This window comes from Neobacillus niacini (genome assembly GCF_031456445.1).
GTDB lineage: Bacteria > Bacillota > Bacilli > Bacillales > Cytobacillaceae > Neobacillus > Neobacillus niacini_I.
Map to the genome: position 1 here is coordinate 433,375 of NZ_JAVDUQ010000001.1, position 25,053 is coordinate 458,427.

The 25,053-nt window shown below is 37.2% G+C and carries 32 protein-coding genes; 9 read left to right on the top strand and 23 right to left on the bottom strand.

Annotated elements, in window-relative coordinates:
• Positions 1 to 8: 8 nt before the first annotated feature.
• The 3 genes from J2Y67_RS02150 to J2Y67_RS02160 all read right to left on the bottom strand — a co-directional run bounded on the left by J2Y67_RS02150 (position 9) and on the right by J2Y67_RS02160 (position 1,676).
• Positions 9 to 773 (bottom strand): enoyl-CoA hydratase/isomerase family protein, encoded by a 765-nt coding sequence (locus J2Y67_RS02150; protein ID WP_310170030.1) that lies wholly within the window; start codon positions 771 to 773, stop codon positions 9 to 11.
• 121 nt (positions 774 to 894) lie between these two features.
• Positions 895 to 1,068 (bottom strand): 50S ribosomal protein L32, encoded by a 174-nt coding sequence (gene rpmF / locus J2Y67_RS02155; RefSeq protein ID WP_026574777.1) that lies wholly within the window; start codon positions 1,066 to 1,068, stop codon positions 895 to 897.
• An 83-nt stretch (positions 1,069 to 1,151) separates the two neighbouring features.
• Positions 1,152 to 1,676 carry a YceD family protein gene (locus J2Y67_RS02160; RefSeq protein WP_310170033.1) on the bottom strand — a complete coding sequence of 175 codons (525 nt, stop codon included), beginning with the start codon at positions 1,674 to 1,676 and terminating at the stop codon, positions 1,152 to 1,154.
• A 339-nt stretch (positions 1,677 to 2,015) separates the two neighbouring features.
• Here J2Y67_RS02160 and J2Y67_RS02165 point away from each other — a divergent pair, with 339 nt between their 5' ends.
• Both J2Y67_RS02165 and J2Y67_RS02170 read left to right on the top strand, forming a co-directional pair.
• Positions 2,016 to 2,222, top strand: a complete 207-nt coding sequence (locus J2Y67_RS02165; RefSeq protein ID WP_310170035.1) for a hypothetical protein — start codon at positions 2,016 to 2,018, stop codon at positions 2,220 to 2,222.
• A gap of 41 nt (positions 2,223 to 2,263) precedes the next feature.
• Positions 2,264 to 3,475 (top strand): nucleotidyltransferase, encoded by a 1,212-nt coding sequence (locus J2Y67_RS02170; protein ID WP_310170038.1) that lies wholly within the window; start codon positions 2,264 to 2,266, stop codon positions 3,473 to 3,475.
• A 24-nt stretch (positions 3,476 to 3,499) separates the two neighbouring features.
• On the opposite strand, the gene J2Y67_RS02175 is transcribed toward J2Y67_RS02170, so the two are convergent.
• Complete coding sequence (locus tag J2Y67_RS02175; protein ID WP_310170040.1) at positions 3,500 to 4,519, bottom strand: SepM family pheromone-processing serine protease; 1,020 nt, start codon at positions 4,517 to 4,519, stop codon at positions 3,500 to 3,502.
• Positions 4,520 to 4,527: 8 nt separating this feature from the next.
• On the bottom strand, positions 4,528 to 5,307 hold the full coding sequence (locus tag J2Y67_RS02180) for a patatin-like phospholipase family protein (RefSeq protein ID WP_310170043.1): 780 nt from the start codon (positions 5,305 to 5,307) through the stop codon (positions 4,528 to 4,530).
• 193 nt (positions 5,308 to 5,500) lie between these two features.
• Between J2Y67_RS02180 and ylbJ the strand changes: the two genes are divergently transcribed.
• Positions 5,501 to 6,721: a sporulation integral membrane protein YlbJ gene (ylbJ, locus tag J2Y67_RS02185; RefSeq protein ID WP_310170045.1), complete on the top strand. Its 1,221-nt coding sequence runs from the start codon at positions 5,501 to 5,503 to the stop codon at positions 6,719 to 6,721.
• Positions 6,722 to 6,741: 20 nt separating this feature from the next.
• Here the strand turns inward: ylbJ and coaD are convergent, their stop codons facing one another.
• Both coaD and rsmD read right to left on the bottom strand, forming a co-directional pair.
• Positions 6,742 to 7,230 (bottom strand): pantetheine-phosphate adenylyltransferase, encoded by a 489-nt coding sequence (gene coaD / locus J2Y67_RS02190; RefSeq protein ID WP_310170048.1) that lies wholly within the window; start codon positions 7,228 to 7,230, stop codon positions 6,742 to 6,744.
• A 15-nt stretch (positions 7,231 to 7,245) separates the two neighbouring features.
• The gene (gene rsmD, locus J2Y67_RS02195; protein WP_310170051.1) at positions 7,246 to 7,803 is read right to left on the bottom strand and encodes a 16S rRNA (guanine(966)-N(2))-methyltransferase RsmD; all 558 of its coding nucleotides are present in this window, start codon (positions 7,801 to 7,803) and stop codon (positions 7,246 to 7,248) included.
• A gap of 356 nt (positions 7,804 to 8,159) precedes the next feature.
• Here rsmD and J2Y67_RS02200 point away from each other — a divergent pair, with 356 nt between their 5' ends.
• Positions 8,160 to 8,549: a DUF7147 family protein gene (locus J2Y67_RS02200; protein WP_310170053.1), complete on the top strand. Its 390-nt coding sequence runs from the start codon at positions 8,160 to 8,162 to the stop codon at positions 8,547 to 8,549.
• Positions 8,550 to 8,756: 207 nt separating this feature from the next.
• Here the strand turns inward: J2Y67_RS02200 and J2Y67_RS02205 are convergent, their stop codons facing one another.
• The 5 genes from J2Y67_RS02205 to J2Y67_RS02225 form a co-directional block, all read right to left on the bottom strand.
• Positions 8,757 to 9,032, bottom strand: a complete 276-nt coding sequence (locus J2Y67_RS02205; protein ID WP_310170055.1) for a YlbG family protein — start codon at positions 9,030 to 9,032, stop codon at positions 8,757 to 8,759.
• 298 nt (positions 9,033 to 9,330) lie between these two features.
• Positions 9,331 to 9,765 (bottom strand): YlbF/YmcA family competence regulator, encoded by a 435-nt coding sequence (locus J2Y67_RS02210; RefSeq protein WP_310170057.1) that lies wholly within the window; start codon positions 9,763 to 9,765, stop codon positions 9,331 to 9,333.
• Positions 9,766 to 9,824: 59 nt separating this feature from the next.
• Complete coding sequence (locus J2Y67_RS02215) at positions 9,825 to 10,274, bottom strand: hypothetical protein (RefSeq protein WP_310170059.1); 450 nt, start codon at positions 10,272 to 10,274, stop codon at positions 9,825 to 9,827.
• A 108-nt stretch (positions 10,275 to 10,382) separates the two neighbouring features.
• Complete coding sequence (locus J2Y67_RS02220) at positions 10,383 to 10,622, bottom strand: YlbE-like family protein (protein WP_310170060.1); 240 nt, start codon at positions 10,620 to 10,622, stop codon at positions 10,383 to 10,385.
• A gap of 18 nt (positions 10,623 to 10,640) precedes the next feature.
• Positions 10,641 to 11,063 (bottom strand): YlbD family protein, encoded by a 423-nt coding sequence (locus tag J2Y67_RS02225; RefSeq protein ID WP_310170062.1) that lies wholly within the window; start codon positions 11,061 to 11,063, stop codon positions 10,641 to 10,643.
• 146 nt (positions 11,064 to 11,209) lie between these two features.
• Here J2Y67_RS02225 and J2Y67_RS02230 point away from each other — a divergent pair, with 146 nt between their 5' ends.
• Together J2Y67_RS02230 and J2Y67_RS02235 are read left to right on the top strand one after the other, a co-directional pair.
• The gene (locus J2Y67_RS02230; RefSeq protein ID WP_310170064.1) at positions 11,210 to 11,692 is read left to right on the top strand and encodes a PaaI family thioesterase; all 483 of its coding nucleotides are present in this window, start codon (positions 11,210 to 11,212) and stop codon (positions 11,690 to 11,692) included.
• Between the two features lie 85 nt (positions 11,693 to 11,777).
• Positions 11,778 to 12,068 carry a hypothetical protein gene (locus J2Y67_RS02235; RefSeq protein WP_310170066.1) on the top strand — a complete coding sequence of 97 codons (291 nt, stop codon included), beginning with the start codon at positions 11,778 to 11,780 and terminating at the stop codon, positions 12,066 to 12,068.
• 31 nt (positions 12,069 to 12,099) lie between these two features.
• Here the strand turns inward: J2Y67_RS02235 and J2Y67_RS02240 are convergent, their stop codons facing one another.
• Together J2Y67_RS02240 and J2Y67_RS02245 are read right to left on the bottom strand one after the other, a co-directional pair.
• Positions 12,100 to 13,158: a CAP domain-containing protein gene (locus J2Y67_RS02240; protein WP_310170069.1), complete on the bottom strand. Its 1,059-nt coding sequence runs from the start codon at positions 13,156 to 13,158 to the stop codon at positions 12,100 to 12,102.
• Between the two features lie 166 nt (positions 13,159 to 13,324).
• Complete coding sequence (locus J2Y67_RS02245; RefSeq protein WP_310170071.1) at positions 13,325 to 13,759, bottom strand: CBS domain-containing protein; 435 nt, start codon at positions 13,757 to 13,759, stop codon at positions 13,325 to 13,327.
• A gap of 191 nt (positions 13,760 to 13,950) precedes the next feature.
• Here J2Y67_RS02245 and J2Y67_RS02250 point away from each other — a divergent pair, with 191 nt between their 5' ends.
• On the top strand, positions 13,951 to 14,310 hold the full coding sequence (locus tag J2Y67_RS02250; protein ID WP_310170073.1) for a YugN family protein: 360 nt from the start codon (positions 13,951 to 13,953) through the stop codon (positions 14,308 to 14,310).
• 37 nt (positions 14,311 to 14,347) lie between these two features.
• On the opposite strand, the gene J2Y67_RS02255 is transcribed toward J2Y67_RS02250, so the two are convergent.
• From J2Y67_RS02255 to cyoE, 7 genes are all read right to left on the bottom strand, one after another.
• Positions 14,348 to 14,809, bottom strand: a complete 462-nt coding sequence (locus J2Y67_RS02255; protein WP_310170075.1) for a DUF420 domain-containing protein — start codon at positions 14,807 to 14,809, stop codon at positions 14,348 to 14,350.
• Between the two features lie 131 nt (positions 14,810 to 14,940).
• The gene (gene ctaG / locus J2Y67_RS02260) at positions 14,941 to 15,846 is read right to left on the bottom strand and encodes a cytochrome c oxidase assembly factor CtaG (protein WP_310170078.1); all 906 of its coding nucleotides are present in this window, start codon (positions 15,844 to 15,846) and stop codon (positions 14,941 to 14,943) included.
• Positions 15,847 to 15,981: 135 nt separating this feature from the next.
• On the bottom strand, positions 15,982 to 16,317 hold the full coding sequence (gene ctaF / locus J2Y67_RS02265; protein ID WP_310170080.1) for a cytochrome c oxidase subunit IVB: 336 nt from the start codon (positions 16,315 to 16,317) through the stop codon (positions 15,982 to 15,984).
• A gap of 4 nt (positions 16,318 to 16,321) precedes the next feature.
• Positions 16,322 to 16,948, bottom strand: coding sequence for a cytochrome (ubi)quinol oxidase subunit III (locus J2Y67_RS02270; RefSeq protein ID WP_310170083.1), 627 nt, complete (start codon positions 16,946 to 16,948; stop codon positions 16,322 to 16,324).
• Positions 16,948 to 18,816 carry a cytochrome c oxidase subunit I gene (ctaD, locus tag J2Y67_RS02275; RefSeq protein ID WP_310170085.1) on the bottom strand — a complete coding sequence of 623 codons (1,869 nt, stop codon included), beginning with the start codon at positions 18,814 to 18,816 and terminating at the stop codon, positions 16,948 to 16,950. Before ctaD ends, J2Y67_RS02270 begins: the two co-directional genes overlap by 1 nt.
• Before the next feature lie 31 nt (positions 18,817 to 18,847).
• Positions 18,848 to 19,906, bottom strand: coding sequence for a cytochrome c oxidase subunit II (coxB, locus tag J2Y67_RS02280; RefSeq protein WP_310170087.1), 1,059 nt, complete (start codon positions 19,904 to 19,906; stop codon positions 18,848 to 18,850).
• Between the two features lie 193 nt (positions 19,907 to 20,099).
• Positions 20,100 to 21,038 (bottom strand): heme o synthase, encoded by a 939-nt coding sequence (cyoE, locus tag J2Y67_RS02285; RefSeq protein ID WP_310170089.1) that lies wholly within the window; start codon positions 21,036 to 21,038, stop codon positions 20,100 to 20,102.
• 551 nt (positions 21,039 to 21,589) lie between these two features.
• On the opposite strand from cyoE, the gene J2Y67_RS02290 reads away from it, so the two are divergent.
• On the top strand, positions 21,590 to 22,498 hold the full coding sequence (locus tag J2Y67_RS02290) for a COX15/CtaA family protein (protein WP_310170091.1): 909 nt from the start codon (positions 21,590 to 21,592) through the stop codon (positions 22,496 to 22,498).
• A gap of 25 nt (positions 22,499 to 22,523) precedes the next feature.
• Here the strand turns inward: J2Y67_RS02290 and J2Y67_RS02295 are convergent, their stop codons facing one another.
• Complete coding sequence (locus tag J2Y67_RS02295; RefSeq protein WP_310170096.1) at positions 22,524 to 23,729, bottom strand: FtsW/RodA/SpoVE family cell cycle protein; 1,206 nt, start codon at positions 23,727 to 23,729, stop codon at positions 22,524 to 22,526.
• A 176-nt stretch (positions 23,730 to 23,905) separates the two neighbouring features.
• Positions 23,906 to 24,187 (bottom strand): Fpa/YlaN family protein, encoded by a 282-nt coding sequence (locus J2Y67_RS02300; protein ID WP_026574749.1) that lies wholly within the window; start codon positions 24,185 to 24,187, stop codon positions 23,906 to 23,908.
• Positions 24,188 to 24,366: 179 nt separating this feature from the next.
• On the opposite strand from J2Y67_RS02300, the gene J2Y67_RS02305 reads away from it, so the two are divergent.
• Positions 24,367 to 24,864, top strand: coding sequence for a peptidyl-prolyl cis-trans isomerase (locus tag J2Y67_RS02305; protein WP_310170098.1), 498 nt, complete (start codon positions 24,367 to 24,369; stop codon positions 24,862 to 24,864).
• Positions 24,865 to 25,053 lie beyond the last annotated feature (189 nt).

Genomic DNA, 25,053 nt, shown 5'->3' on the forward strand with positions numbered 1-25,053 from the left:
TTTTGCGATTAATTCTTAGTTTTTTTATTCATAAACATTTTGACATAATGATGATGGGTTTCACTTTCCCATAGACGGGCACAATTTTGGACTTCCTTCTCTATTCTTTCTTGCAGGTTCGTTTCCTCCCACCTTCTAATCCATATCTGTTTATAGGATTGCAATACAGCTTTGTCCTTAGATAAGAGATTTTCGAGGTATGATTCACATTCTTTTATTGGATCGTTCTCATAAAGGGCGTCAATCAATCCTATTTCTGTTAATCTTTCAGCTTTTTGAACTTCGGCATCCATTAACAGCTTCATTGAAAGAGGAGTTAGCAGCTTTTCTGCCAATATGGTTCCTCCTCCCCACCCGGTCGTAATCGCTTGCTTACCTTGAATAAAACCTGCTTTTATTCCCTTCCGTGCTAGACGAAAATCGCAGGCAATGGCAATCTCACATCCACCTCCCACTGCATGTCCATTCATAAGAGCAATAGTGGGTATTGGTAAAGTTAACAAAGAATAAAGAATTTTAGACATTTTCGAGAGCATGAAATAGGCTTCCTCTTCCTTTTCAAGCATGTGAAATACGGATAGGTCCCCGCCTGAACAAAAGGCTTTTTCTCCCTCGCCGGTAATAACCAGGGCCGAAACATCAGGATCGGCTGCAAGATGAATCGCTTTTGAAAGCCCTTCCATTACATCATAATCCACCGCATTTCTTTTATCGACTCTTGTGATGGTAAACAATAAATAACCCTTTTCTGATTTCTCAATGGTATAAGCCAAATCCCGTTCCCCCTTCAATCTTTCATATCGAATTATGTATGGATTGTTTTTTTGTCATATCACCATTATAAACGACAAAAGCACAAGGCATTATGTCCTTGTGCTTTTTATCTCAATGAAATTAGTCGTTCACAACGTCTTTTCCCTTGTATGTTCCGCAAGCTTTACATACGCGGTGAGTAAGTTTCATTTCACCACAGTTTGGGCAACTTACCATACCAGGTACGTTTAATTTAAAATGAGTACGACGTTTTCTCTTTGCAGTTTTAGAAGTTCTTCTAAAAGGTACAGCCATTCTTCCCACCTCCTTAAAGAGTTTAAAGAAAGTTTTGAAGATCTGAATTTCTTTAATCTTCACTTTGCTACATGTTTTGCCGATTATGATTCGGAAGAATTGTCATTGTCAAAAAACTTAGCAAGTCCTGCTAGTCTTGGATCAATTTTCTTCGCTTGATCCTCTTCATGAATCACTTCCCAATCCTTTCCGGATTGTGGCGCAGCATCTTCATTCGTGACATCTTCGCAAAAAACCTGCATCGGAATCTCAAGTAAAAGAATTTCTCTAATGACTGGCATTAAATCAATACTATCCCCTTTTACTTGATAACCTTCCTCTACCATTTCGTAATTCGAAGCTTGTAAGAGGAAAGTTTCAGATGTTTCGACATTAATTGGAAGTTTCACATCCACTAAAGTACGAGAACAAGGAAGTATTAAATGACCTTCGATTTTTAAATGAAAGGTCACTTTCGTTGAATCAATGTCTCCCCTACCGGTAATATGCATGGGAGATACCTCTCGAATGGATGGATCATTTTGTTTAATCTCATCGACCCGAATCGTTTCATCAATCGGAAAATCCTTGTTTCGATATTTTTGTAATTGGCTTAATGTCCATTTCAATAGAATCACCCCAAGGCAACAAAAGTAATTATAGCCTTCGATTAAATTTTTGTCAATGTTTTTTCTTTACACCTAGGAAGGTGATTTCATTAAATTATTTCCCTCTAAAAAGCAATTACTTATAAGTGTATCCACTTGCACTTTTTACAAACATTTATATTGTCATTAGGCCTATTTGTTAGATGGATAAGCTCTTATGAAAATTATATTTCATATGGTATAGCGAAAATGAGAAAGAAGGTGTTAACCATATGTATTATTCACCACAATCTTTTCCAGTCGTGTCTACGGCTCCAGGTTACTTTTTTGGCCCCCACTATGTAGGAATAGGAAGTCCTTATGGGTCATGGGGAACAGGTATGCCTTATTACCACATGGGTTACCCTGGATATTATTATGGATTCCACCACAATGAGCATGATTGGAACGGAAATGGCTGGAATAATCATGAATGGAATAGGCATGACTGGGATGATTACGACTAAAATGAAACGAATTTTAAAAGAAGGGGGAATACAAAGCTATTCCCTTCCTTTTTCGTTATAATAAATACATAAATTTTTAAAAAAACAGGAGGAAATAAACCATTGAAAGCTGTTGGCGTAATTGTCGAATACAATCCTTTTCATAATGGACATGCTTTTCACGTACAAGCAGCAAGAGAAACAGCAAATGCTGATATTGTGATTGCAGTAATGAGCGGAAATTTTCTGCAAAGGGGAGAGCCTGCACTTGTTTCTAAGTGGTATCGAACGAAAATGGCATTATTGGGGGGAGTAGATCTCGTATTTGAGCTTCCTTATCCATTCGCTACTCAAAATGCAGAGCTTTTTGCTGATGGGGCAGTTTCGATATTAGATGCGGTTCAATGTGAATCTTTTTGTTTTGGTAGTGAAAGCGGCGACATTTCCTCATTTTTGCGGACCATTGACTTTTTGAAAGAGCATCAAGAAATCTTTGATGAAAATGTAAAAAGACATATTAAATCCGGTGTCAGTTATCCAAAGGCATTATCCCTTTCCTTTCAAGAATTTCCTGAAACAGATGGCTTATTAAACTTAGCAAAACCTAATAACATCTTGGGATTTCAGTATATTAAATCTATAAAAAAATTAAATAGCCAAATAAAACCGTTAACCGTTGCCCGAAAGAATGCCAATTACCATGATGAGCATTTTGCTTCTGAAACGATTGCTAGTGCAACGAGTATACGTAAAGCCCTTTTTTCAACTGATAAGCATTCATTCACCATTGAACAGTTTGTTCCGGAACAGACGAATGAGTTATTAAAGGCATATAGCAACCGTTACGGGACATTTCATCAATGGGAAAATTATTGGAGCTTTTTACAATTTCGAATTATTCAAAGCAGTCCGGAAGAGCTAAGGAAAATATATGAGGTTGAAGAAGGAATTGAAAACCGGCTGAAAGCTGCAGCCTTAACCTCTGGCAATTTTCAAGAATTCATGGAAAAAGTCAAAACCAAGCGTTATACTTGGACAAGACTGCAACGGATTTGTGTACATATTTTAACCAATGCAACAAAGGAAGAAATGAGCAAATTTGAAAGGGCAAATTATTTAAGATTATTAGGAATGACGCAAAAAGGAAAAGCCTATTTAAATAAAAGGAAATTCGAGCTTACGCTCCCGCTCGTTTCAAAACTTTCTTCCTATAAACAAAAAGAAATAATGCTTGATATCAAAGCGGCGCAAATCTACGCATTTGGCTTATCGGAAAATTTAAGGAATGAATTCATTCAGCAAGAATTTAAACAAACACCAATCATTTTAGAATAAAAGACGGTGCAGCGCACCGTCTTTTTATTTTTTAGGCAATTTTTCTAAATAGGCAACCGCTTCATCAAATGAATCTACTGGGACAATTTTCATCTTAGTTTTGATATCCTTTGCAGTTTTCACTGCTGCCCGGTAGTTGGAATCTTTTGCCCCCTTTTCATTTGGGGCAAAAAAGATTTCTGCTCCAGCTTTATCTGCTGCTACAATTTTTTGCTCAATTCCTCCAATTGGACCAACAGTCCCATCAACATCAATCGTACCTGTCCCGGCAATTTGATAGCCTTTCGTCAAGTCCTCTTTCGTTAATTGATTATAAATTTCGAGTGAAAACATCAATCCTGCTGAAGGACCGCCGATTTCATCTGTTTTTACTTCAACAGGAGGATCAACTTTAACTTCCTTGTCATCGACTAGATAGATCCCGATCCCAACTCGGTTAGGCTGTTTTTTTAACGGCTGAACATAGAGTTTAGCTGTTTTTATTTTTTTATTTCTCATAAATGTTAAGGTAACTTGGTCACCCTTATTTTTTTTTCCGACATAGGCAATGAATTTTTCAGAGGAAGGGAATTCGTGCCCATCAACCTTAAAAATCCGATCCCCTGCTTGAAGCTTACCATCCGCCGGCATACCCGGAACGACATCAACAACATAGATTCCTTTATATTTGTAATTTACCGGGAGCCCTGCCTTTCGGTATGCAACATCGATTGCATTTAATTTCGATTGGGCCATGAGATAGAGTTGTCTTGCATTATACTCCTCATCCGTCTCTGTTTTATCTAAAACCTGTTCTACCGGATAAAGTTCTTCATATTTTTTTAGTTTAGCTTCTAGATAGGAATAAATTGTTGCTCTGCCCATCCTTACGGTTGTCAGCATAAAGTTGCCCTTTTCCTTGTATCCATCTTCTACTTTTATAATGGGATGGAGTTCTTTAGCCATCCCTGGTTTTGTCACATAAAAAGGCAGTGTATAAAATAACCCGCCAATTAAAAGAATGGCTATGATCAATAGAGCACTGACATATATTTTTTTACGCATTCCACTTTTTACCCCTTCCACTGCTCAATAACCTGTTTAATTTGAGGAATATGTTTTTTTATTTCTTCTTCTCCAGCTTTAATAATCTCTTCAATGTTGGTAAATGCACGTGAACTAAACATTTCAACCGGGGGGCGGATCATTATATCCGCTGCAATCTCTCTCGTATTAATAATTTCAGTCTGCATGATATCAATACTTTGCATAATCACGTCATAAATCGAGGTGATTTCAGCGTTTCGTTTCACCATCGAGACATCCACGGCAATGACGATATCCGCCCCCATTTCTTTTGCAACAGATACAGGTACACGGTCAGAAACACCGCCATCCACTAAAATTCTCCCTTTGTACCTTTCCGGAACAAAAATTCCCGGAATTGAAATACTAGCCCTAACGGCTTCAGCGACCGGGCCAGTTTGAAACACAACTTTTTCTCCAGTTAAAAGGTCAGTTGCAACTATTCCAATCGGAAGGGATAAGTCCTCAATATTTTTCCCGTGCGTAAAAACCCTGACAAAGTCCTTCACTTTCTTTCCTGCAATAAAACCCATTTTGGGAACAGTAAAATCTAAAAAATATTTTCGTCTAAATGCCGTTGATAGTTTGTATAATCGATTCATTTCAATACCGGCACCGTAAAAACTCCCCACTAGGGCACCCATACTGCTGCCGGCTATCAGATGAATCGGAATACCTTCTTCCAATAATACTTTGATAACACCTAAATGTGCAAACCCGCGTGCACCACCTGATCCAAGTGCTAACCCTATTTTAGGCCGTACCATAAAAGTTACCACCTCACACATCAGCAAAAGTGAAATCTCGTTCAATCTTATGGTCTAATTTCTCGAACTATGAGTATATTTGATTTATATGAGGACGAGTTGTAAGAGAACATTTGTATGAATATTTCTTATTTTATCATTGATACGGGGAAAATGCATAGTTACTGTTATCCCTCGGAAGGAGGTCCCCTTCGTGTTTCGCTCAAAAGTGAAAACGATTATCTTATCCATATTAATTACCATTCTAGCTACCTCCCTTATCAGCTTTCCGAAGGAGTCCTTGGAAGCTTCAGTCCGTGGTCTCAAGATGTGGTGGGAAATAGTCTTTCCATCCCTGCTGCCCTTTTTTATCGTTTCCGAAGTGCTAATCGGCTTTGGAGTCGTTAAATTTATTGGTGTCCTGTTGGAGCCCCTTATGCGCCCTATTTTTCGCGTACCAGGTGTGGGAGGTTTTGTATGGGCGATGGGGATGGCTTCCGGGTTTCCTGCGGGAGCCAAATTTACAGCACGTTTACACCAAGAAGGTCAATTGACTAAAATTGAAGCGGAGCGGCTTGTTTCATTTACGAACTCTTCGAATCCATTATTTATTTTTGGTGCTGTGGCAGTAGGATTTTTCGATAATGCTCAACTGGGTGTGATCCTGGCATTGTCCCATTATTTAGGAAATATATGTGTTGGAATCATTATGCGGTTTTACGGTAAGGACAGTGGATACCGAGAGGGAGAAAAGAAGCGTAAGTATATCCTTCGTTCAGCATTGTCAACATTACATCAGACTAGAATAAGAGATAATCGGCCAATTGGTAAACTGCTGGGGGATGCCGTCAATTCATCCATTCAAACCTTATTAATGATTGGTGGATTTATCATTTTATTCTCTGTTATTAACACGCTTCTATATCACTTACATATCACTGCGATTCTTGCGAAAACCGTTCAAATATTACTATCAGCGTTATCGTTTACTGATAAATTAAGTATTCCATTTATATCAGGTTTATTTGAAATAACTCTTGGAAGTAAACTGACAAGCCTTGTACATGATGCACCCCTTATGCAAAAAGTAATGATTACCAGCTTTATCCTGGCATTTAGCGGCTTCAGTGTTCAAGCACAGGTAGCGAGCATTCTGGCACAAGCCAATATCAGCTTCAAACCTTTTTTCATCGCGCGCATTATCCATGGAGTCCTGGCAAGTATTTTTGCCTATCTATTATGGAAGCCGGTATATCTTCGCTTTTATCAAGAAGAAAATCCAACGGGTGCCCTACCAGTAAGCTTTTTTGAAAAAGACTCATGGATGCATAGCCTTTATGATCGTATGCTTGAAGCAGGACCGCTCATCACAATCCTTTCACTTGCTCTTTATACAGTAATTTTATTTATCAGATTACAAAGAAGCCGGGCATAACCCTCTATGCCCGGCTTCTATTATTTAATATTATAAAATTTTTCATGTAAAGCTTTTTCAACATATGGGGGCACAAGTTCTGATATTTTTCCATTGTACTTGGCTACTTCTTTCACGATACTGGAACTTAAAAAGGAATATTGGTTATTTGTCATAATAAAGAATGTTTCAATTTCTTCATTAAGAACCCTGTTCATTGAAGTAATTTGCATCTCATATTCAAAATCGGAAACAGCCCGCAAGCCACGGATGATGGCATTTGCCTTTACACTTTTTGCATACTCAACAAGCAATCCGGAAAATTCATCAACCAAAACATTTGGTAAATCTTTTGTTACCTCTTTAATCAAATGAATGCGTTCCTCAACCGAAAATAGTGGTTTTTTTGAAGAATTGCTTAGCACCACAACATATATCTGATCGAAAACTTTGGCCCCTCTTTTTATAATGTCTAAATGGCCATATGTAATTGGATCAAAACTCCCTGGACAAACAGCTATGCTAGCCAAATAAACTCCCCCTTATCACTCACAGATTGACGAATAAATCGTAACCGTAATAATCCCATATTTTTCATGTTTTATTTGTGTTAAGTCCCCTACCGATTGCGGAAGCTCTACATCGTGGCTGTGTTCACAAACAACAATCCCGTCTTCTCTCAATAGGTTATCTTCGACTATTTTTTGCATTAAGTTTACGAGCTGCTGCTTCTTATAAGGTGGATCCAAAAAAATATAATCGAAATGGATTTCTCTTTTAATAAGTGCTTTTAATGCACGCTCGGCATCATTTCGATATACCTCGGTTTTTTCATCAAAGCTGCACGATTTTATATTTTCGCGAATCGCTTGAATGGCTTTGGCATCACGATCAATAAAAATCACTTTATCCAGGCCCCTGCTTAGCGCTTCGATTCCCAGACCACCGCTCCCTGCGAATAAATCGAGTCCGATTCCACCGTTAAAATAGGGTCCAATCATATTAAATAAAGCTTCTTTCACCTTATCTGTTGTTGGCCTTGTTGTATTTCCCGGTACTGCTTTAAGGGGCCTACCTTTACAAATACCCGAAACCACTCTCAAACTATCACCACATTTAATTTAAAATCAATTTTCTTCCCCTATCCTACCATAATTGAATAAACTAGCCAAATATCTAATCATTTCATTATCTTTCTTGAAAAAAATTTAAAAACGTGTATAAGCTTTTTCGTTGTGGGGATAATGTTATTAACAACATCAATTCGAGGATGTTGTTGCCAACCGCGGAGAAGACTTACGTTTCCCCATAAGTTCTTCCTCCGGTTTCTCCTCTCCCTTTGCCTTCTATCCTTGGTTAAGGATATAGAAGGACCCTGCAGATTTTTTCTGCGGGGTTTTTTCTTTTTTCACAAAATGATAAAGTAATGATGAGTATATAAAAAAGGGGAGTCAGACTATTGATCCAACGTTTTATTGAATTAGGTGAAGGTTTTACTGATATATATGAGCTAGTTGAGCTTGCCAAGGCGAATCAGCATCGTCTTCTTCACATGATGGCCTTCCATACAACCATCGACACGAAGCAGGTAACCTCCTTAGTGCTAATATTAAAGCCGACAGACCCAGGAAAATTCCAGGCCTTGTATATCTGCAGAGAAGGGGTTCCAAATCCAAATGATCTGCCCAATCAACGCTATGATTTGTTTGCCCAAACAGCAGAAATGCTCAACAAAACAATCCATGAACTATCAGTAAAACCATCAACCATGTTCCATGAAAAAGAGCTATACTACCAGCATTTAATTGGCATTTTACGATTAAACCATTATTTATTACCGTTGCAGTAGGAAAAGCGGAAGCGCCTTCGGAACAAGCACAGCTTGTTCCTGCGATGTCTATTCCAAGGAGCTTTCCTTAGTGCTCAGGGGCGACAAGCATAAGACGAGCCGGCGAGAAGGTTGCTTTTTAACCTTCTTGACGGATTGGCTTATGACCTAGAGCCCCTAGGCGCTGGAGCTAGACAAAAAAAAGATGAGGGGACTTCCCCTCACCTTTTAAATTCCCATTTTATAGTCGTATTCCTTTGCCTTATCGGGTGCAGAATTTTCAAATTCCTTGTTCAAAAAAGGTTTATAGGATGGTTCGACTTTTTTTACAAAGGAAAAGGAATTTAATTTTTCCATAATTCCCTCTACATCCTCTTGATTACAATACAAAACTACATATTTCAGTTTTTTTGAAACATAATGGACATTCCCAAACCGCCGTAACATTTTGGCTTGTTTTAATGAGTAAAGCCATACCACTAAACCTTGTCTTTGTACAAACATACTTTTTTCCCCTTCAACAAACCATCATTTTATTTAGTCTAGCATATTAAATCAGTAATTTTCAATTCAAACTTTTCTGTAATTAGAAAAGCGGAAGCGCCTTGGTCAGCCCCGACAAGTGCTGGAGGGCCAGGCGGTGAAGTCGTTCTTTGACTTCATCGCCTGGACCGAAGCAACCTAGGAAAAAAGCAGTTCATTTTTTCCCTCGAGGGGCTAGGCGCTGGAGCTGGACAATTCTCAAAGTCGACTTTTTTTTCTCTATAAAAAAATCGGCTGACATTAGCCGATTCTTATCCCATCAACCACAACTGCCGCTGCTACAGCCACCACTGCAGCTATGTCCAGTATCAAAAAATGGATTCCCTGTAGGTACTTTAATATGCTCAGATACAGCGTTGCCGATAAAGACGCTGACTTCGTCCAAGAGGGTTTGCAAATCATTTTCTGCCAGTTTGAACTCTGCAACTAGCGGATCCAAATCCATTTCCCGCTTATATTCACGGACTTCTGTCATGATTTTTTTATAATCAGGGTGATATTTACCAAACCGCTGCACTTCTTCGTATAGGTCTTTAACACGGACAAACCGCTTAATTTTTCTTTGTGATTCCCGATTATGCCGCAATTTATATAAGGAAATTTGATATTGTTCAACAACATCAGATTTTAAAATCATTTTTGCCAATTCTTCTGCAAATTCTACTAACTCAACTCGCTCAGATGTAGCAAGCATGGTCGCTCACCTCCACTCATATTCTAACATGAACAATAGGAGAAAGCGAAATTTTCCTTTTACTTAGGGATATTTACCATGAATTCTTTTGTTAATCCATATGGCTGATTCTTTAAATCAATAACCTCAAGCTTCAATTTATGATTTCCAGGTGCAAGTCCCTTGATGATAAAAGCTGCTGTGGAAACCTCTTGATATTTTTTGCCATCTACCCAAACAAGCATTTTCCCAAGTTTTTCTTTTGAGTGGTCAGACTCTCGAAAGCTAATTCCTGTTAAAATACACTCCACCATAATTTTATTTCCTTTTGCTTTGTATTGAACAAATAAAGAAGGTATTTCATTGGAATTTTGTTTTAATACAGGAATAGAATCCAATTTATATGTACTTGCATGCACCATTGGAATTAATTTAAGGTTAGTTTCTGGCTTGGGTACATCATTTTGACAGCCTGTCATCATAGAAATTACAAAAATGGAAAGGGTAAGCATCCAAATGTTTCTTTTCATTCCCATCACTCCTTTCCTTGTATTGTTTGCAACCACTTAGTTTTTTAATCTTAATCAAAACCATATACAAATAAAAAGACCACATTATTTTTAAAATGTGGTCTTGGATTAACCTTGATTTTTCATGGACTGAAACATATGAAACATCATGGATGCCATTTGTACACTGTTGGAGAATTTCTCTACTTGATGTGGGATAGTCTTTTTATAATAGTGTAAGGAAGCAATTTCTAATGATTGTAAATCATAAGGGTTTCGGCTAAGCTTTCGATACCATAGTGGTTGTTCCCGAATAAATTGCTTTAATTCTTTTTGACCCCCCAAATACTCTAGTACGTCTTTTCGCATGTTTAAAAATCCCTTCTTTTAATCTTTTCGAAATGAAAAAGGATTTATTGGCCCCTCTTGCGGCTTTCCGGGTGTTTTAGCTCCATTACTCCCTTGAAATTGCGATAAAACACCTTGAATCGCACCAATTGCCTGGCTCAAGTTATTAATATGGTTTTGAATTTGATTCGGATCCATTTTGTTAACCATTCCCATTAAATTCGATATCAGATCTCCTTTTTTTTCTTGATTTGCTTCCTTCTCTTCTGTTTGTTCAGACACCTCATTTTTTTCATTTCCGATTTGTTCCCAACGCGCATCTTCTTCACCCAGCAGATACCAATCCTCATACAATTCCTGCCAGGTTGCTTTACCTTTCCGCACCTCTTGGATAATCTTAGGATTGTTCTTCACAAACTCCTTAAACTTCACCACAGACGGATGCAGTTTTTTTTGTGCCATTTTTCTCACCTCTGCCGACATCAATGCCTATATTACGATATGTTAGAAAATTAAATTTGTGAAAGACTTAAATCTGACATAAATTATTTATAATAGCTCTTATAAGTGGTAAGATGTTCAGGAGATGAAATGAAAGAGGTAAAAGGATGAAAGACAAATTAATCACATTATTAGAATCATGTTTAGAAAATGGCTCGGCAGATGATCTGAATGCCATTTCTTATTTCTTAGAGGGTTTACAAAGGAAAATAAAGATGGGTAACCTTTCTTTTATTGACCAGTTTCTTCATATGGATAGTAAGTTTGGCGAAAATTCCTGTGAAATTACAATTCCATTGAACCCAGTTCTGAACAATTCGTTCGACATTGTCCATGGTGGAGTAACAGCAACCCTCCTTGACACGGCAATGGGTACTCTCGCAAATTACTTACTTCCGGAAGGCTATGGAGCTGTGACAAACCAGCTGAATATCCATTACATCGCACCTGGAATTGGAACAAGTCTCCGTTGCAACGCAGAGATCATCCACCGAGGAAATAAAACAATGGTTGTTTCCGGTGAGGTTCGCCGTGATGATGGAAAAAAAATTGCTCATGCAACTGGAACCTTTTTTGTCATAAAGAAATAACATTTAGGGGGTCCATCCTTTTATGGTCACCGCCATCATAATCCCTATCATCCTTCTTTACTTTTATTGGGTTACTAGAAAAGAAATGAAGAAACAAGATACTAAATGGCTTTCACTTGAAAATATCCGTCAAGAGGCCGTTGCAGCCGGAGAAATTAAGAGTATTTTTGAGGAAAAACAGCGGTATTATTATCATCGATACATATTTGTCCAGGAAATAAAGCTTCAAACAGAAACAAGGCAAATAAATGTAAAAAAAATTACTCCTCTTACCAAAACAGCGGTGATTGAAACCTTTCAGGTCGGTGAATTTCTAAAAGTATATGGCTGTTGGGAAAACAGCCATCTGGTCTTTAGTCATTTTGAAAGAATTTAAAAGAACAGCGGTCTTAAATAGACCGCTGTTTTTATTGTTTCCACTTTTGAATAAAGTTCTGTGTATAATCCTTTTGGTATACTCCTACTCCAAGATGAGAAAAATCTGTGTTTAAAAGGGAATCACGATGTCCTTTACTGTTTAACCAACCTTCAACAACTTCTGGTCCATCAATGTAATTAGCAGCAATATTTTCTCCAGCCGTTTGATAAACGACCTGTGCTGACTTTAACCGGTCGGAAAGGCTGCCAAATTTCTTTGATGTATGGGAAAAATCATTATTTTCAGCCATGTCCTTACTATGTTCATAAGCGACCTGTGCTGTTTTTTCATCCCACAATAATGGTTTCAAATGATGTCTTACTCGTAAAACATTGGTTAGGTCAAAGATTTGTTTTTCTGCTCCCTGTTCAATCCTTCTCCACATCACATTACTCAGAACCGGAGCCTCGATTAATTTCCCACTATAGACGAGCTCATAAGGGCGCTGTCTAATAAGGGTATCTGCATCAAGGAAACGGACACTGGATAGATTTCCTGTGAATTTATCGATATATAGCTGCACATACACATTTCCTAATTGAACGATAGGTCGAATATTTAAATCTGTATCATTTAATTCAAATCGGTAGGAACTCCCATCCTTATCAATTTCAATGTTGGCATCAATAAATTGAGTATTAAAAATTTCTTCCACTGGCTGACCAATTTCAAAGGGGGCAACATCTAAATTTTCACCAATTGCAAAGACCGTTACGATGCGGTTATCTTCAACCCCAACTTGAACATAGCGGGCATAATCTGAGTTATAAATATACCATTGATAACCAAATGCAGACTCGTCAATTCGCAGCGGCTTTCCAAGTTCTTTTTCCATGGCCGATCGTTTTTTCCCAATTAACAAGGATAGTCCTTCTTTTGGTCTTTCCCGAGAAATTTTACTTTGCTTTATATCAGGATTCTTCGGTAATGTCGGGCTCATTTCGGAAGTATGATGATCCTTTATTAAAACCTCATCACGATTATCATCTTTTACATTTATATAAAAACCAATGGATAAGAACAGAGTCAAGACAATAATAATTCTCATAAGTGTTCGCAGAGGCCTACACCCTCTCTAATGCTTTTCTATGTAATATAGATAAATAAATTATATCATCTATATCTTTTTAAGTAATATGTATACATCATCTTAACAGAATATTAACGTTAAGAACAAGAAAACAGGTACCAATGGCACCTGTTTTCTTGAAATTTTAATGCTGGATTCCATTATAATTTGGTTCTGAAATCTCCGTAAGTGCTTGTTTTGCCTGATCATCTGTCAAGTTTCTGACTGCGAAGTCCCCTAATGATACAATCCCTACTAATTTATCCCCTTCAACAACCGGAAGGCGGCGAATTTGATGTTCTGCCATTAATTTTGCAGCTTCCCTGCTTGATGCATCAGACGTAATTGTAATTAAATCGTTACTCATAATATCTTCCACTTTTGACGAGGCAGGATGTTTTTCAGCAACACATCGTAAAACGATATCACGGTCAGTAATCATTCCAACAAGTCTTTCATTATCCACGATAGGAATTGCTCCAACATTTAATTCCTTCATTTTAGCTGCTACTTCATATACATTATCAAGCAGGGAACAGCTTTCAACCTTGTCGGTCATAATTTCACGAATTTTCTCCATTTCAAATACCCCCTAAAATAATAAATTTCTTACAATATTATATGATTCCCAAAATGGATTGAAGTATTCTGTAAATGAATTCATTGCAACTTGACAAAATTTCAACTATTATTAAATTGGAATTAAATTTGCTATAATACCGAATAATGTAACATAGGGGAAATGGCATTGTTTTTAGGAGGGAATTCAAAGTGAAATTCGAGAATACGGGAATCGAGAAATTCAAGGCTGATTTAAACCGCTTAGATGAGGTAATGCATGAACATGGCCTAGTGCGTGAAGGTCAATGGGATTATGAACGTGTTACATATGATCGTAAGTTTGAATTAAAAGAAGGCATTTTCTATTTGCGTGTATTTGGGTATGCTATTGAAGGTGACGTTGGTGCTCACAAAGCCACCATTCAATTGATGACACCGTTATTAGGGAAATATTATTATCCACACGGTGTAGAATATGGTGAAGGTGAAAACTTCCCAAGCGGACTTGTTAATCAATGTAAAAAAACACTAGAAGAAGTCAAAGCAGAAATTGAAAAGTTTGCCCAATAGTATTTTAAAGACGCATGATTCGCTCATGCGTCTTTTTTTAAAATCCAAGAATAGCTTTGATTAAGGATGTTGTTTCTCCGCCTTTGTAAAATACATATAATAAAAGGTAGACTGCTATACCGGTGATCGCTGTAAAAAACCAAACAATGCATGTAATGGGACCAAGTTTACGATGAACTTTTAGTTTATTTTTATTACCGGTTATTAAGGAAATTAAACCTAATATGGCACCAGAAGTGGCAAGAGTTATATGAAAGATTAAAAACACTGTATAGTAAATCTTAATATTTTCCGGTCCACCAAAGGATGTATTTCCGATAAACACCGTCCTTGACTCATAAATAATAAAGAAAATAAGAGCAAATAGGGCCGCAAGTGTCATGGTCTTTTTATGGTCATCGATTCTTTTTTGTTTTATTTGCCGCCAGCCAATCGCCATTGTTATTGCACTTAGAACGATAAAGGATGTACTAATGGTAGGTAAAATGGGTAAGGACATTTAGGCTTCCTCTCTTTTAAGTTATTTTATAGCAATTTTAATTTAGTTCCTATTCTTTTTCAATCCATAAGCTAAATTGAAATTCGTTTCGAAAACAGCCTCAGTAAAAAATCTCCCATTTGTTTGGGAGATCATTCAACAAGGGTTGGTTTTAATGTTTGGTTCATTTCCTTCTCAGATTCTGCTTGATCTTTGCGATACCATTCAAAAAATACATGTGCTAAAACACAGGCAAATATAACTTCCTGAACAATTTTCATGATAACTCCGCCAAGTTGCTGGTCATCAACCAATGACATGGAACTGAATAGTTGCGGACCGCTTAGATTCAATCCTTCAAAGTTTGAGGTACCTACGCATAGACTCATTACCTTAGCCCATACGTGCGGATCAGAATAGGTCGCATAAAAAGAATGGTTAGCAAAAATGATTAATGCACACGATGGTGTTAATAACATTCCATTCGCGAAAAGAAAACCAACCTTTTTAAGTCCGGTTATTCCCTCATACTCAGGCAGTGGGCATAATAACGTCCACCACATAAAAACTGCGAAAACAAACAATAAAATAGAATAGCCTGCATGAAACCATCCATTTTGCATAACATGATCAAAAATAACTGGTATATGGTAAAAAGAAAAAAATCCATTAAAAAGTATTAAGGCAATAATCGGTTTTGTAAATAGTGTAAATATAGGCTTAACTACTTTTATATTTATCACACTTCTCCAAAGCCAAGAAGGAATTCCCATAATGAATAATGGAGGTACAAGAAAAACTAACAGAATCATTGTAGTTGCATGGACATAAAACATCAAATGTCCCATTAAATCAAGTGGTGACCCTTTAATTGCGTATAGCAGAATAATCGATGTAAGAAACAAACCAGCCTGTTTAATGGTTAAAGGTTCGCTATCTTTAAATTTTGTTCGGAATGTGACAGTAATTAAGAAATAAGCTGCCGTTAGCAGTATTAATAGAGATAAGAAATACGGGCTCCATAGTGCTTGAAATCCAAAAATATCTAATGTAAGCACTGAAAATCACCTCGAAAATTTTTTGAAAATATTTGCTTACCCTTTTGGACTCATGAGGAAAAAAGGAATGTTTCCCTTTTTATTATATCATGTTAAAAAGAAAATCGGCCATTTAGCCGATTTTCCTTTTTCTCCTTACCACCAAATTATAGTGGAAAAAGCCAAAATTGTTAACAAACCAATAAGTAATCCTGAATAAAGAAAGAGTGAGGAAGCTTCATGTCCTTTATGTTTCATATGCATGAAATAATAAAGTTGAAAAACAACCTGCACAATAGCCAATAAAATAATAAATGGTACTGTAAACCATGTAGTAAATCCTTTAATTGCCACCGCTGCAAAAGCTAGCAATGTTAAGAAAATCATTAATGCGAATGAAATAACTTGATATCTCATTTCTTCGGAACTTTTCTTCCGGCGATAGTCAAGATCTACTCTAGGGTTACCTGAATTCACTTGCGAATTTGCCATCAGTTTATCCCACCATTCCCATTAAATATACTACCGTAAAGATGAAAACCCAAACAACGTCGATAAAGTGCCAGTATAAACTAAACACATAAAACTTAGGAGCATTGTAAAGGTTTAAACCTCTTTTTGCATTTCGGAACATTAATGTTAAGCACCATAATAAACCAAATGCAACGTGACCTCCATGGAAACCAACTAGTGTATAGAAAGCGGAGCCAAAAGCACTACTTGTAAATGTATGGCCTTCGTGAACATAGTGGTTAAACTCGTAAACCTCAAGCCCTAAGAAACCCGCACCTAATAATGCAGTTAGTCCAAGCCAGACCATCATTTTTTTGAAAGCAAAGTTTTTCATATGGTACATCGCATACACACTTGTAAGCGAACTTGTTAAAAGGAGCATTGTTGCAACAAATGTAAGCGGTAATTCAAACAAATCTTTTGCTAAATGCTGACCTGAATCCGGAACTTTGTCCTTCAAAGCCAAGTAGGTTGCGAAGAGAGAGGCGAATAAAACAGTCTCTCCCCCTAAGAATAACCAAAAACCAAGAAATTTATTTTTTGACTCAAGGGTGGATTTTTCAGGCTCAGCAGGCCATGTTTCATAAGTGAATTTTTCTTCAGCGTGCATTATGCCTTAGCCCCCTTTTCTTCTTCAAGTAATTCTTCTTTATGGATATGGAAACCATGATCATCAACTACAGAGCGTAAGAACATGGATCCGAATGTTACAAGCAAGCCAATGATCATAACCGGAATAGCCCAAGCTTTGTCATTCACATGGTACATTGCACCAAATGCAGCGATGAATAATCCAAGTGCTATTGTCAACGGAAGAATCGATGAGTTCGGCATATGAATGTCTCCAAGTGGTTCTGCCGGAGTCATTCCCGTTTTACCTTCCATTTTTTCCAACCAATAAGCATCTAGACCACGAACAAGCGGCAACTGCTTAAAATTGTAAAATGGCGGTGGTGAAGGAAGTGACCATTCAAGTGTTCTACCATCACCCCATGGGTCATTTCCAACCCTAACATTTTTAGCCGATGTTACGATTACATTTATCAGCATAACGATTACACCAATGGACATAAACGCTGCTCCAAGTGAGCTGACCACGTTTGCTGTTTCAAAACCTTGACCTGGTAGGTACGTGAATACACGACGCGGCATTCCCCAAAGACCTAAGAAATGTTGGATAAAGAATGTCATGTGGAATCCGATAAAGAACGTCCAGAATGTAATTTTACCCATAGTTTCGTTTAACATTGTTCCAAACATTTTTGGCCAATAAAGATGAGTACCTGCTAAAATTGCGAATACTACACCGCCCACGATAACGTAGTGGAAGTGAGCAACAACAAAATACGTATCATGATATTGATAGTCAGCTGCTGCTGATGCAAGCATTACTCCAGTTACCCCACCGATAACAAATGAAGGAATAAACGCAAATGCATAGAGCATGGGAGTTGTGAATTTTACACTTCCTCCCCACATCGTAAATAGCCAGTTAAAAATCTTAATACCTGTTGGAACACCAATTGCCATTGTTGCAACAGCAAAGATTGCGTTTGCTACTGGTCCTAAACCAGTTGTAAACATATGGTGAGCCCATACCATGAACCCTAAGAAACCAATTAGCACGGTTGCAAATACCATGGAAGAATATCCAAAAAGGCGTTTTCTTGAAAAAATTGAAAAGATTTCTGAGAAAATACCAAAAGCTGGAAGAATCAAGATGTATACTTCCGGGTGCCCAAATATCCAGAATAAGTGCTCCCAAATCACTGTATTACCGCCCATTGCAACTTCAAAGAAATTTGCACCAAAAAGGCGGTCAAACATCATTAATACCAGTCCAACCGTTAATGGAGGAAATGCAAATAAAATCATTGCAGATGTAACAAATGTTGTCCACGTAAATAACGGCATCCTCATATAAGTCATACCAGGCGCGCGCATATTAATAATTGTAACAAGGAAGTTAATACCACCAATCAACGTTCCAAGACCGGAAATTTGCAACCCTAGAACATAGAAATCTACCCCATGTCCTTTAGAATGAATTGCAAGTGATGCATAAGATGTCCAACCGGCATCAGGTGCGCCCCCTAATACCCATGAAAGGTTTAGGAATACGCCTCCAAAGAAGAAAAGCCAGAATCCTAGAGCGTTAACAAATGGAAACGCAACGTCACGCGCACCAATTTGTAAAGGCATTACCGCGTTCATAAAGGCAAATACAAGCGGCATGGCAGCAAGGAAAATCATCGTTGTTCCGTGCATAGTTATTATTTCGTTAAATTGACCGGCACTAACAAAATCATTATTTGGTACTGCAAGCTGGATTCGGATAAAGACGGCTTCAAGTCCACCGACTAAGAAGAAAAATCCACCCGCAATGAGATAAAGGATGGCAATTTTTTTATGGTCAACTGTTGTAAGATAGTCCCATAATGTTCCGCCAAATCCCTTTTTTTGAGCATAGGTACTCACAATTTTACCTCCCTTTCAACCAATTCCCCTATTATTGCTGAACTTTCAATCCCATTAAATATTCTGCTAAAGCATTAAGCTCGTTTTCAGACATTTCAGGGTATTTACCAGTCATTTGGTTACCTGGTTTATATGTTTCAGGATTGCGAATCCAATTCTTTATTTCTGTTTTGTTATGATCCAAAATACCAGCAACACGAGATCGGTCACCAAAGTTTGTTAAGTTTGGTGCAAGTCTTGCTGCTTCTGGTTTATTGTTTTGTGGTGTTACAGCATGGCAGGCTACACAACTTTTATTGAAGATTTGCTGTCCTTGCTGTGCTGTAGCTGAAGCTGCTTTTTGTGGTTCTTTTACATTTTGCATTGCTTTTACCCAGCTATCAAATTGATCGCGGGACATTGTCTTAACTTTAAAGTCCATCAACGCATGGGATGGCCCGCAAAGCTCAGCACACTTACCATAGAATAAGTTTCCTGCCTCATCGGCTTTTTTACTGTCAAACTCTAACCAGAACTTATTAACATTATCTGTGTTTGTATCCATTTTTCCGCCTACAGCTGGAATCCAAAACGCGTGTTTTACATCCAAAGACTTTAAGCTAAAATAAACCTTTTCATTTGTAGGAACGACTAACTCTTGGCTCGTTACGATTTTTTGACCTGGATATTCAAAATCCCACCAATATAAATGGGAACGCACATTAATCACAAGTGCTTTTGAGTTTTTATTATCCATTTTTGAAACATCCGCAAGTTTGAATGTTGCGGCAACAGTTGGAACAGCCAGTATTAGAAGTAAAAGAATCGGAATAACCGTCCAAATAATTTCTAATTTATGACTTCCCTCTACTTGCTTAGGAATTTTATCGTCCTTTCTTCTAAACCGGAAGAAAACTAAGACGAAAATGATCATGACAACTAGGATGACTCCTATCATGATATACGTACTTAACTTCATTAAATCATATTGCATGTCTGCAACTTCACCAGCAGGCTGTAACGTGGATAGGAACGGTTCACCACAACCGGAGAGAATTAGCGCTAAAATCGCAAACAACGAAATCAAACGCCATTTTGCAAGCCTTTTCATAGCTCAATCAAACCCCTCTTTCGTAAAAAATTTCTTTAATATAAATGCTTGATCAAAGAAGTATGTAGAATGACTTATCCCTATATATAAAGATTCCCCAGCGGCAAGACTCTTTTAAAAGCAAGCCGCTGTGTACATCTTATTGCCAATGGCAGATTAACCTCCATCAGCATAGAAGAACATCACCGCAAAACTAAATCAATGTAACAATAACCATCGCTACAAAAATAATAGTTAAATATTGCAATGAGTACACAAACATTAGTTTTGCCCACTTAATATCATCTTTGATCCTATATCCATAAATCCCTAATACAAGCCAACCGAGATTTAACACGGTTGCCAGAATTAGAAATGGGATTCCTAAACTTTTAAGAAAAATTGGGATTGGCAATAAAACAGCTACCCATAGTACAATATGTCTTTTTGTAGTTTTAAATCCTTTAACCACTGGAAGCATCGGAATTCCTGCTGCCCTATATTCCTTCACTCTTCTCATTGCCAATGCATAAAAATGTGGGGGCTGCCAAGCAAACATAAGAATAAATAATGCCCAAGCCATTTTATCAAGATTACCATCAACGGCCGCCCAACCAATTAATGGCGGAACCGCACCAGAAATACTACCAATAATAGTATTAGAAACCAACTGACGTTTTGACCATAATGTATAGAGGAAAACATAACTAAAAACTCCAAGCAGTCCTATTACTGTTGCAGTTAAAGTTGTAAATAATAAAGACAGTGCTCCCAGACCAATTAAGATAATACCAAACGTTAGTACTTTTGCAGGAGCTAATTTCCCTGTTACGGTCGGTCTGGCTTTTGTTCGATCCATTAAATGATCAATATCACGGTCAAACCAGTTATTGATCACGCAAGACCCTGCGATAATTAGGGCTGAACCAGCTAACGTAAAAAATACGATATCTAAGTTATTTAAAAAACTTTGTCCGGTAAAATGAAGTGCCAACCATAGACCTGTAAAGGCAGTAATGAGATTGGAATTGACAATCCCAATTTTTATTAGAGCTAAAAAGTCCTTCCATGCCGACGTTTTTTCGATACCAGTTTGCAGGCTTGATGCATCATTTTCTATAGCTGCATCACCAATAGCCTTTGAATTGGACATTTTTTCTCCTCCTAATCCTTTATTACAATATTTGCAATATCTGTTATATCGATACCTGAATTATTTTGCCTTATCTATTTTAAGGAAAAGATAATGCTTTAATTTAAGTTCTCCTAAGATAAGAATACATCTTAAAAAAGAAGTGTTTTAAAAAACACTTTCACTGTATATTAAATCACACTTCGAGTATTTTTTGTGAACTTTTTTTGAATAATTTTTGACTAAATTGTGTCAAAAACATTCTGAATACTCTAAATCCGCTAACCTCTTGGGATTTAGGCAAAATATTCCTAAAAAAAACTGCCATCTATAGTTTTAACAAACCGTTATACAAGTTTCAACGATTTTCACTATAATAATAGTGAAAACTAGAAATTATCCATTCATTCATCTCGATGAAAAATGCATCATAAAAAAATGTCGAAATTCTGTTCTTTTCCTTTTGTTTTCGTTATGATGAATAAGGGCTTTTTTCTGTGCTGTTTCATTCATTATACTTACAATAATATCCATTGACAAATTTTTGAATTATGATTAAGAAGGTGAATTTTTTGCAACGTTCTTTAAAGTGGCTGGCTGTCGCCACTACGATTGGTATGATTTTAGTTTTACTCGGCGGAGCGCTTGTTACAAAAACCGGTTCCGGAATGGGATGCGGAAGATCTTGGCCGCTATGCGAGGATAAATTTGTCCCAGCTGATATAACTCCAGAATTAATTATTGAACTTTCCCATCGGCTTGTATCCGGTGCTGAAGGAATTATGGTTCTTATCCTTTCTATTTGGACTTGGAAAGTGATCGGTCATATTCGGGAAACAAAGTTTCTTTCTTTTCTCTCATTCTTTTTCCTGCTTCTTCAAGGATTAATTGGGGCTGCCGCTGTCATGTGGGGACAATCCAGCTTTGTCCTTGCTTTGCATTTTGGAATCTCACTTGTATCCTTTGCAGCAGTTTTCTTACTTACTTTAATTATTTTTGAGATTGATAAGAAATTTGATGCTGACAGGCTTTTTATCGATAAGAGGATGGGTTTTCATATTGTCGGTGTATCTATCTACAGTTATCTTGTTATCTATACCGGTGCACTTGTCCGCCATACAAAATCAAGCCTCGTTTGCCGAGACTGGCCATTATGCCTAAATGATGCACCCTCGTTACCAACAAATATGTATGAATGGGTACAAATGGGCCATCGTACTGCCGCAGGGTTCATTTTTATTTGGATTGGCTACGTAACATTCATAGCTATACGCAATTATAAAGAACAAAAGGTCCTATATTGGGGCTGGATTATTTCATTTTGCCTTGTATGCTTGCAAGTGATTGCCGGTGCCCTGATTATTTTCAGCAGGCTTAATCTTTATATCGCTCTATTACATGCCTTTTTCATTACTTGTTTATTTGGGGTTTTAAGTTATTTATTACTATTATATTCAAGGTCCAGAAAAAATAATAAATAAAACAGCTGCCATGTTGGCAGCTGTTTTATTGTTGAATATAGAAGACTTTCCCATCTCGGGTCCGTTCTTTTTTTTCTTTTTGATCCGGTTTATTTTTTGTGCTCTCGTATTTGACAAACATCGAGACATTGACAAGAATACCGGCTGATACGGCAAGCATGAGCAGGGAGGAACCACCGTAACTTACAAATGGCAGTGGTACACCGGTAAGTGGCATTACTCCTGAAACCCCGGCAAGGTTTATAAAAGATTGAATTCCAATCATGCTGGAAATCCCAATTGCAAGCAGACTTCCAAAAGGATCCTTACATTTTAAACCAATATAAATTCCTCTTAAAACAATATAGGCTAAGGTTAGAATCACAAAGCCCACTCCCCAAACCCCAAGCTCTTCGGCAATAACCGCCATGATAAAATCCGTGTGGGATTCCGGCAAGTAACCAAGTTTTTGAATACTTCTACCCAAACCGAGTCCATTTACCCCACCTGAACCAATCGCGATATAGGAATTCGCCAAATGATAACCTGATGTTTGTTCTTCCTTAAAGGGATCACTTCGGACAGAAAAACGATCAACCCGTTTTTGTGAAAAAATTTCCCCTCTTGCAAAAACAATAAAAATTAAACCAACGATAACCCCAATCAACAGTAATTTTGACATACTTTTAAAATTCATACCGGAAGAGATAATAATGGTTCCAGCAATGAGAACAATAATTAGTGCAGTCCCATAGTCAGGTTGTTTTGCAATTAAAACAACGACAATCATTAAATAAACTAATGGAGGTAGGACTCCCTTGTTAAATTGATTGATATAGGTCTGTTTTTTTGCATAAACTGCAGATAAATAAATAATCATTGCCAACTTAACAAACTCTGATGGCTGAATTTTTAAAGGGCCAATTTCATACCAACTTTGGGCATTTCCAGCAACCGTTCCAAAAGCAAATATTCCTATCAGCGCTATGATTGAAACGAAAACCATCGGCGCTAAAAAGTATTTCGTAAACGTCATAATTTTATATGGAATTAAAGCTGTAAAAATAAAAATCCCCAATGACACGAGCAAAAATATTTTTTGCCTCTGGTAAAAAAAATCACTTGGAACCTTATACCGTTGGACAGCAGAAGCCATGCTAGCGCTATAAACCATTACTAATCCAAATGCTGACAATAGGATAATGGCGAGGATTAAAGTATAGTCATAGGACTTCAATATTTTTTTTACCATTCATTTCTTCCCCATCTTCAGAATTAATTTAACAATACTATTATAATAGAAAATTGGACATATTTCTTGAGGAAAAGTTACTGACTTCCAATAATTTATTAAGTGGAAAAAAAGGAGTAAAAATAATAAAGAACTCAAACAAATGGCTGACTTTGCTGTTTGAGTTCTTTGGTCATTTATTTTCTTTTGAATGCATCATGGAGTGCGGATAATTCACGTTCCAATTGATCTAATAGTGCTTTTCCGTCCTTAATATCAATTAAGCCTAGTCGAGCCGCAAAATCTATCTCTCTCGATAATCCAAACATTTGTGTATCCAATACCTCTTCATAAAGAGGGCATTGAGGCATCGTAAGATTGTCCATTTGCACCTTAATAAGCTTTAATATTTTTTCAGCGTCAGCCTGCAATAAGGCATATGCTTTTTCCTGATGATTCACGATCATTTCAGACGCCAACATTCATCCCCCCATTTCAGAGCGATAACCCACTTATCTTTAAATTTTAACGTTTTGAGCATAAAAATGCAAGAATAATCACATACAGGTAAAAGCGGAAATTCGTTTTATCTTCCTAAAATGACAATCTTTTTAAAAAAAGTTATACTTAATTCGTGTAATGAACGGGGGTAAAAATTTTGGAGAAAATTATATTAATTACAGGTAATAGTAAATATACCATTACACTTGATCCAAGTGTATGGATTTTTGATGATCGCCGTATTGATTTAACAACCTATTTTTCTGAGGAAAAGAATGATAAGGATCCGCTCGAAGAATATACCAAAGCGGTTTCAAAGCATTGGGACCGCGAAATTATGGAAGGTGCCGTTTTTCCTCCAACCTTAAAGACTGAAAAAAAATATGAAAAAATAAAGATGTTAACGGGTACCTTTGGTATTCCATTAAAACCTTTTCTTCAAAATGCTGAACCAAATCCTGATGCTAAGATGGTGGTTGTGGAAACTTTGGAAGGGGAAATTGAAATCCCCCTTGAAGAAGCATTTGAGTTAATTCTAAAGTTTTCTGAAAACGGCAAACCATTAACCTCTGATGGTCCGGTACATCTTTATTATGAAGATGGCTCAAATCAACAAAATCCAATCAAAAATGTTAAACAATTTAGTGTTAGGTAGGCTCTTTTCGTAAACTTTGTTGCTTTTGAACCTTAATAATTGTCAAATATTTAAGTTTCTAGGCAATTTTCGCAAATGTTCTTACGAAAAGATGCCACGAAGTATTTAGTTATACGGGTTGATGAACTTATACGTAAAACAACAATCTATGCGAAAATAGCTTAGGTAAAACAAGACGGGTGCTAAATA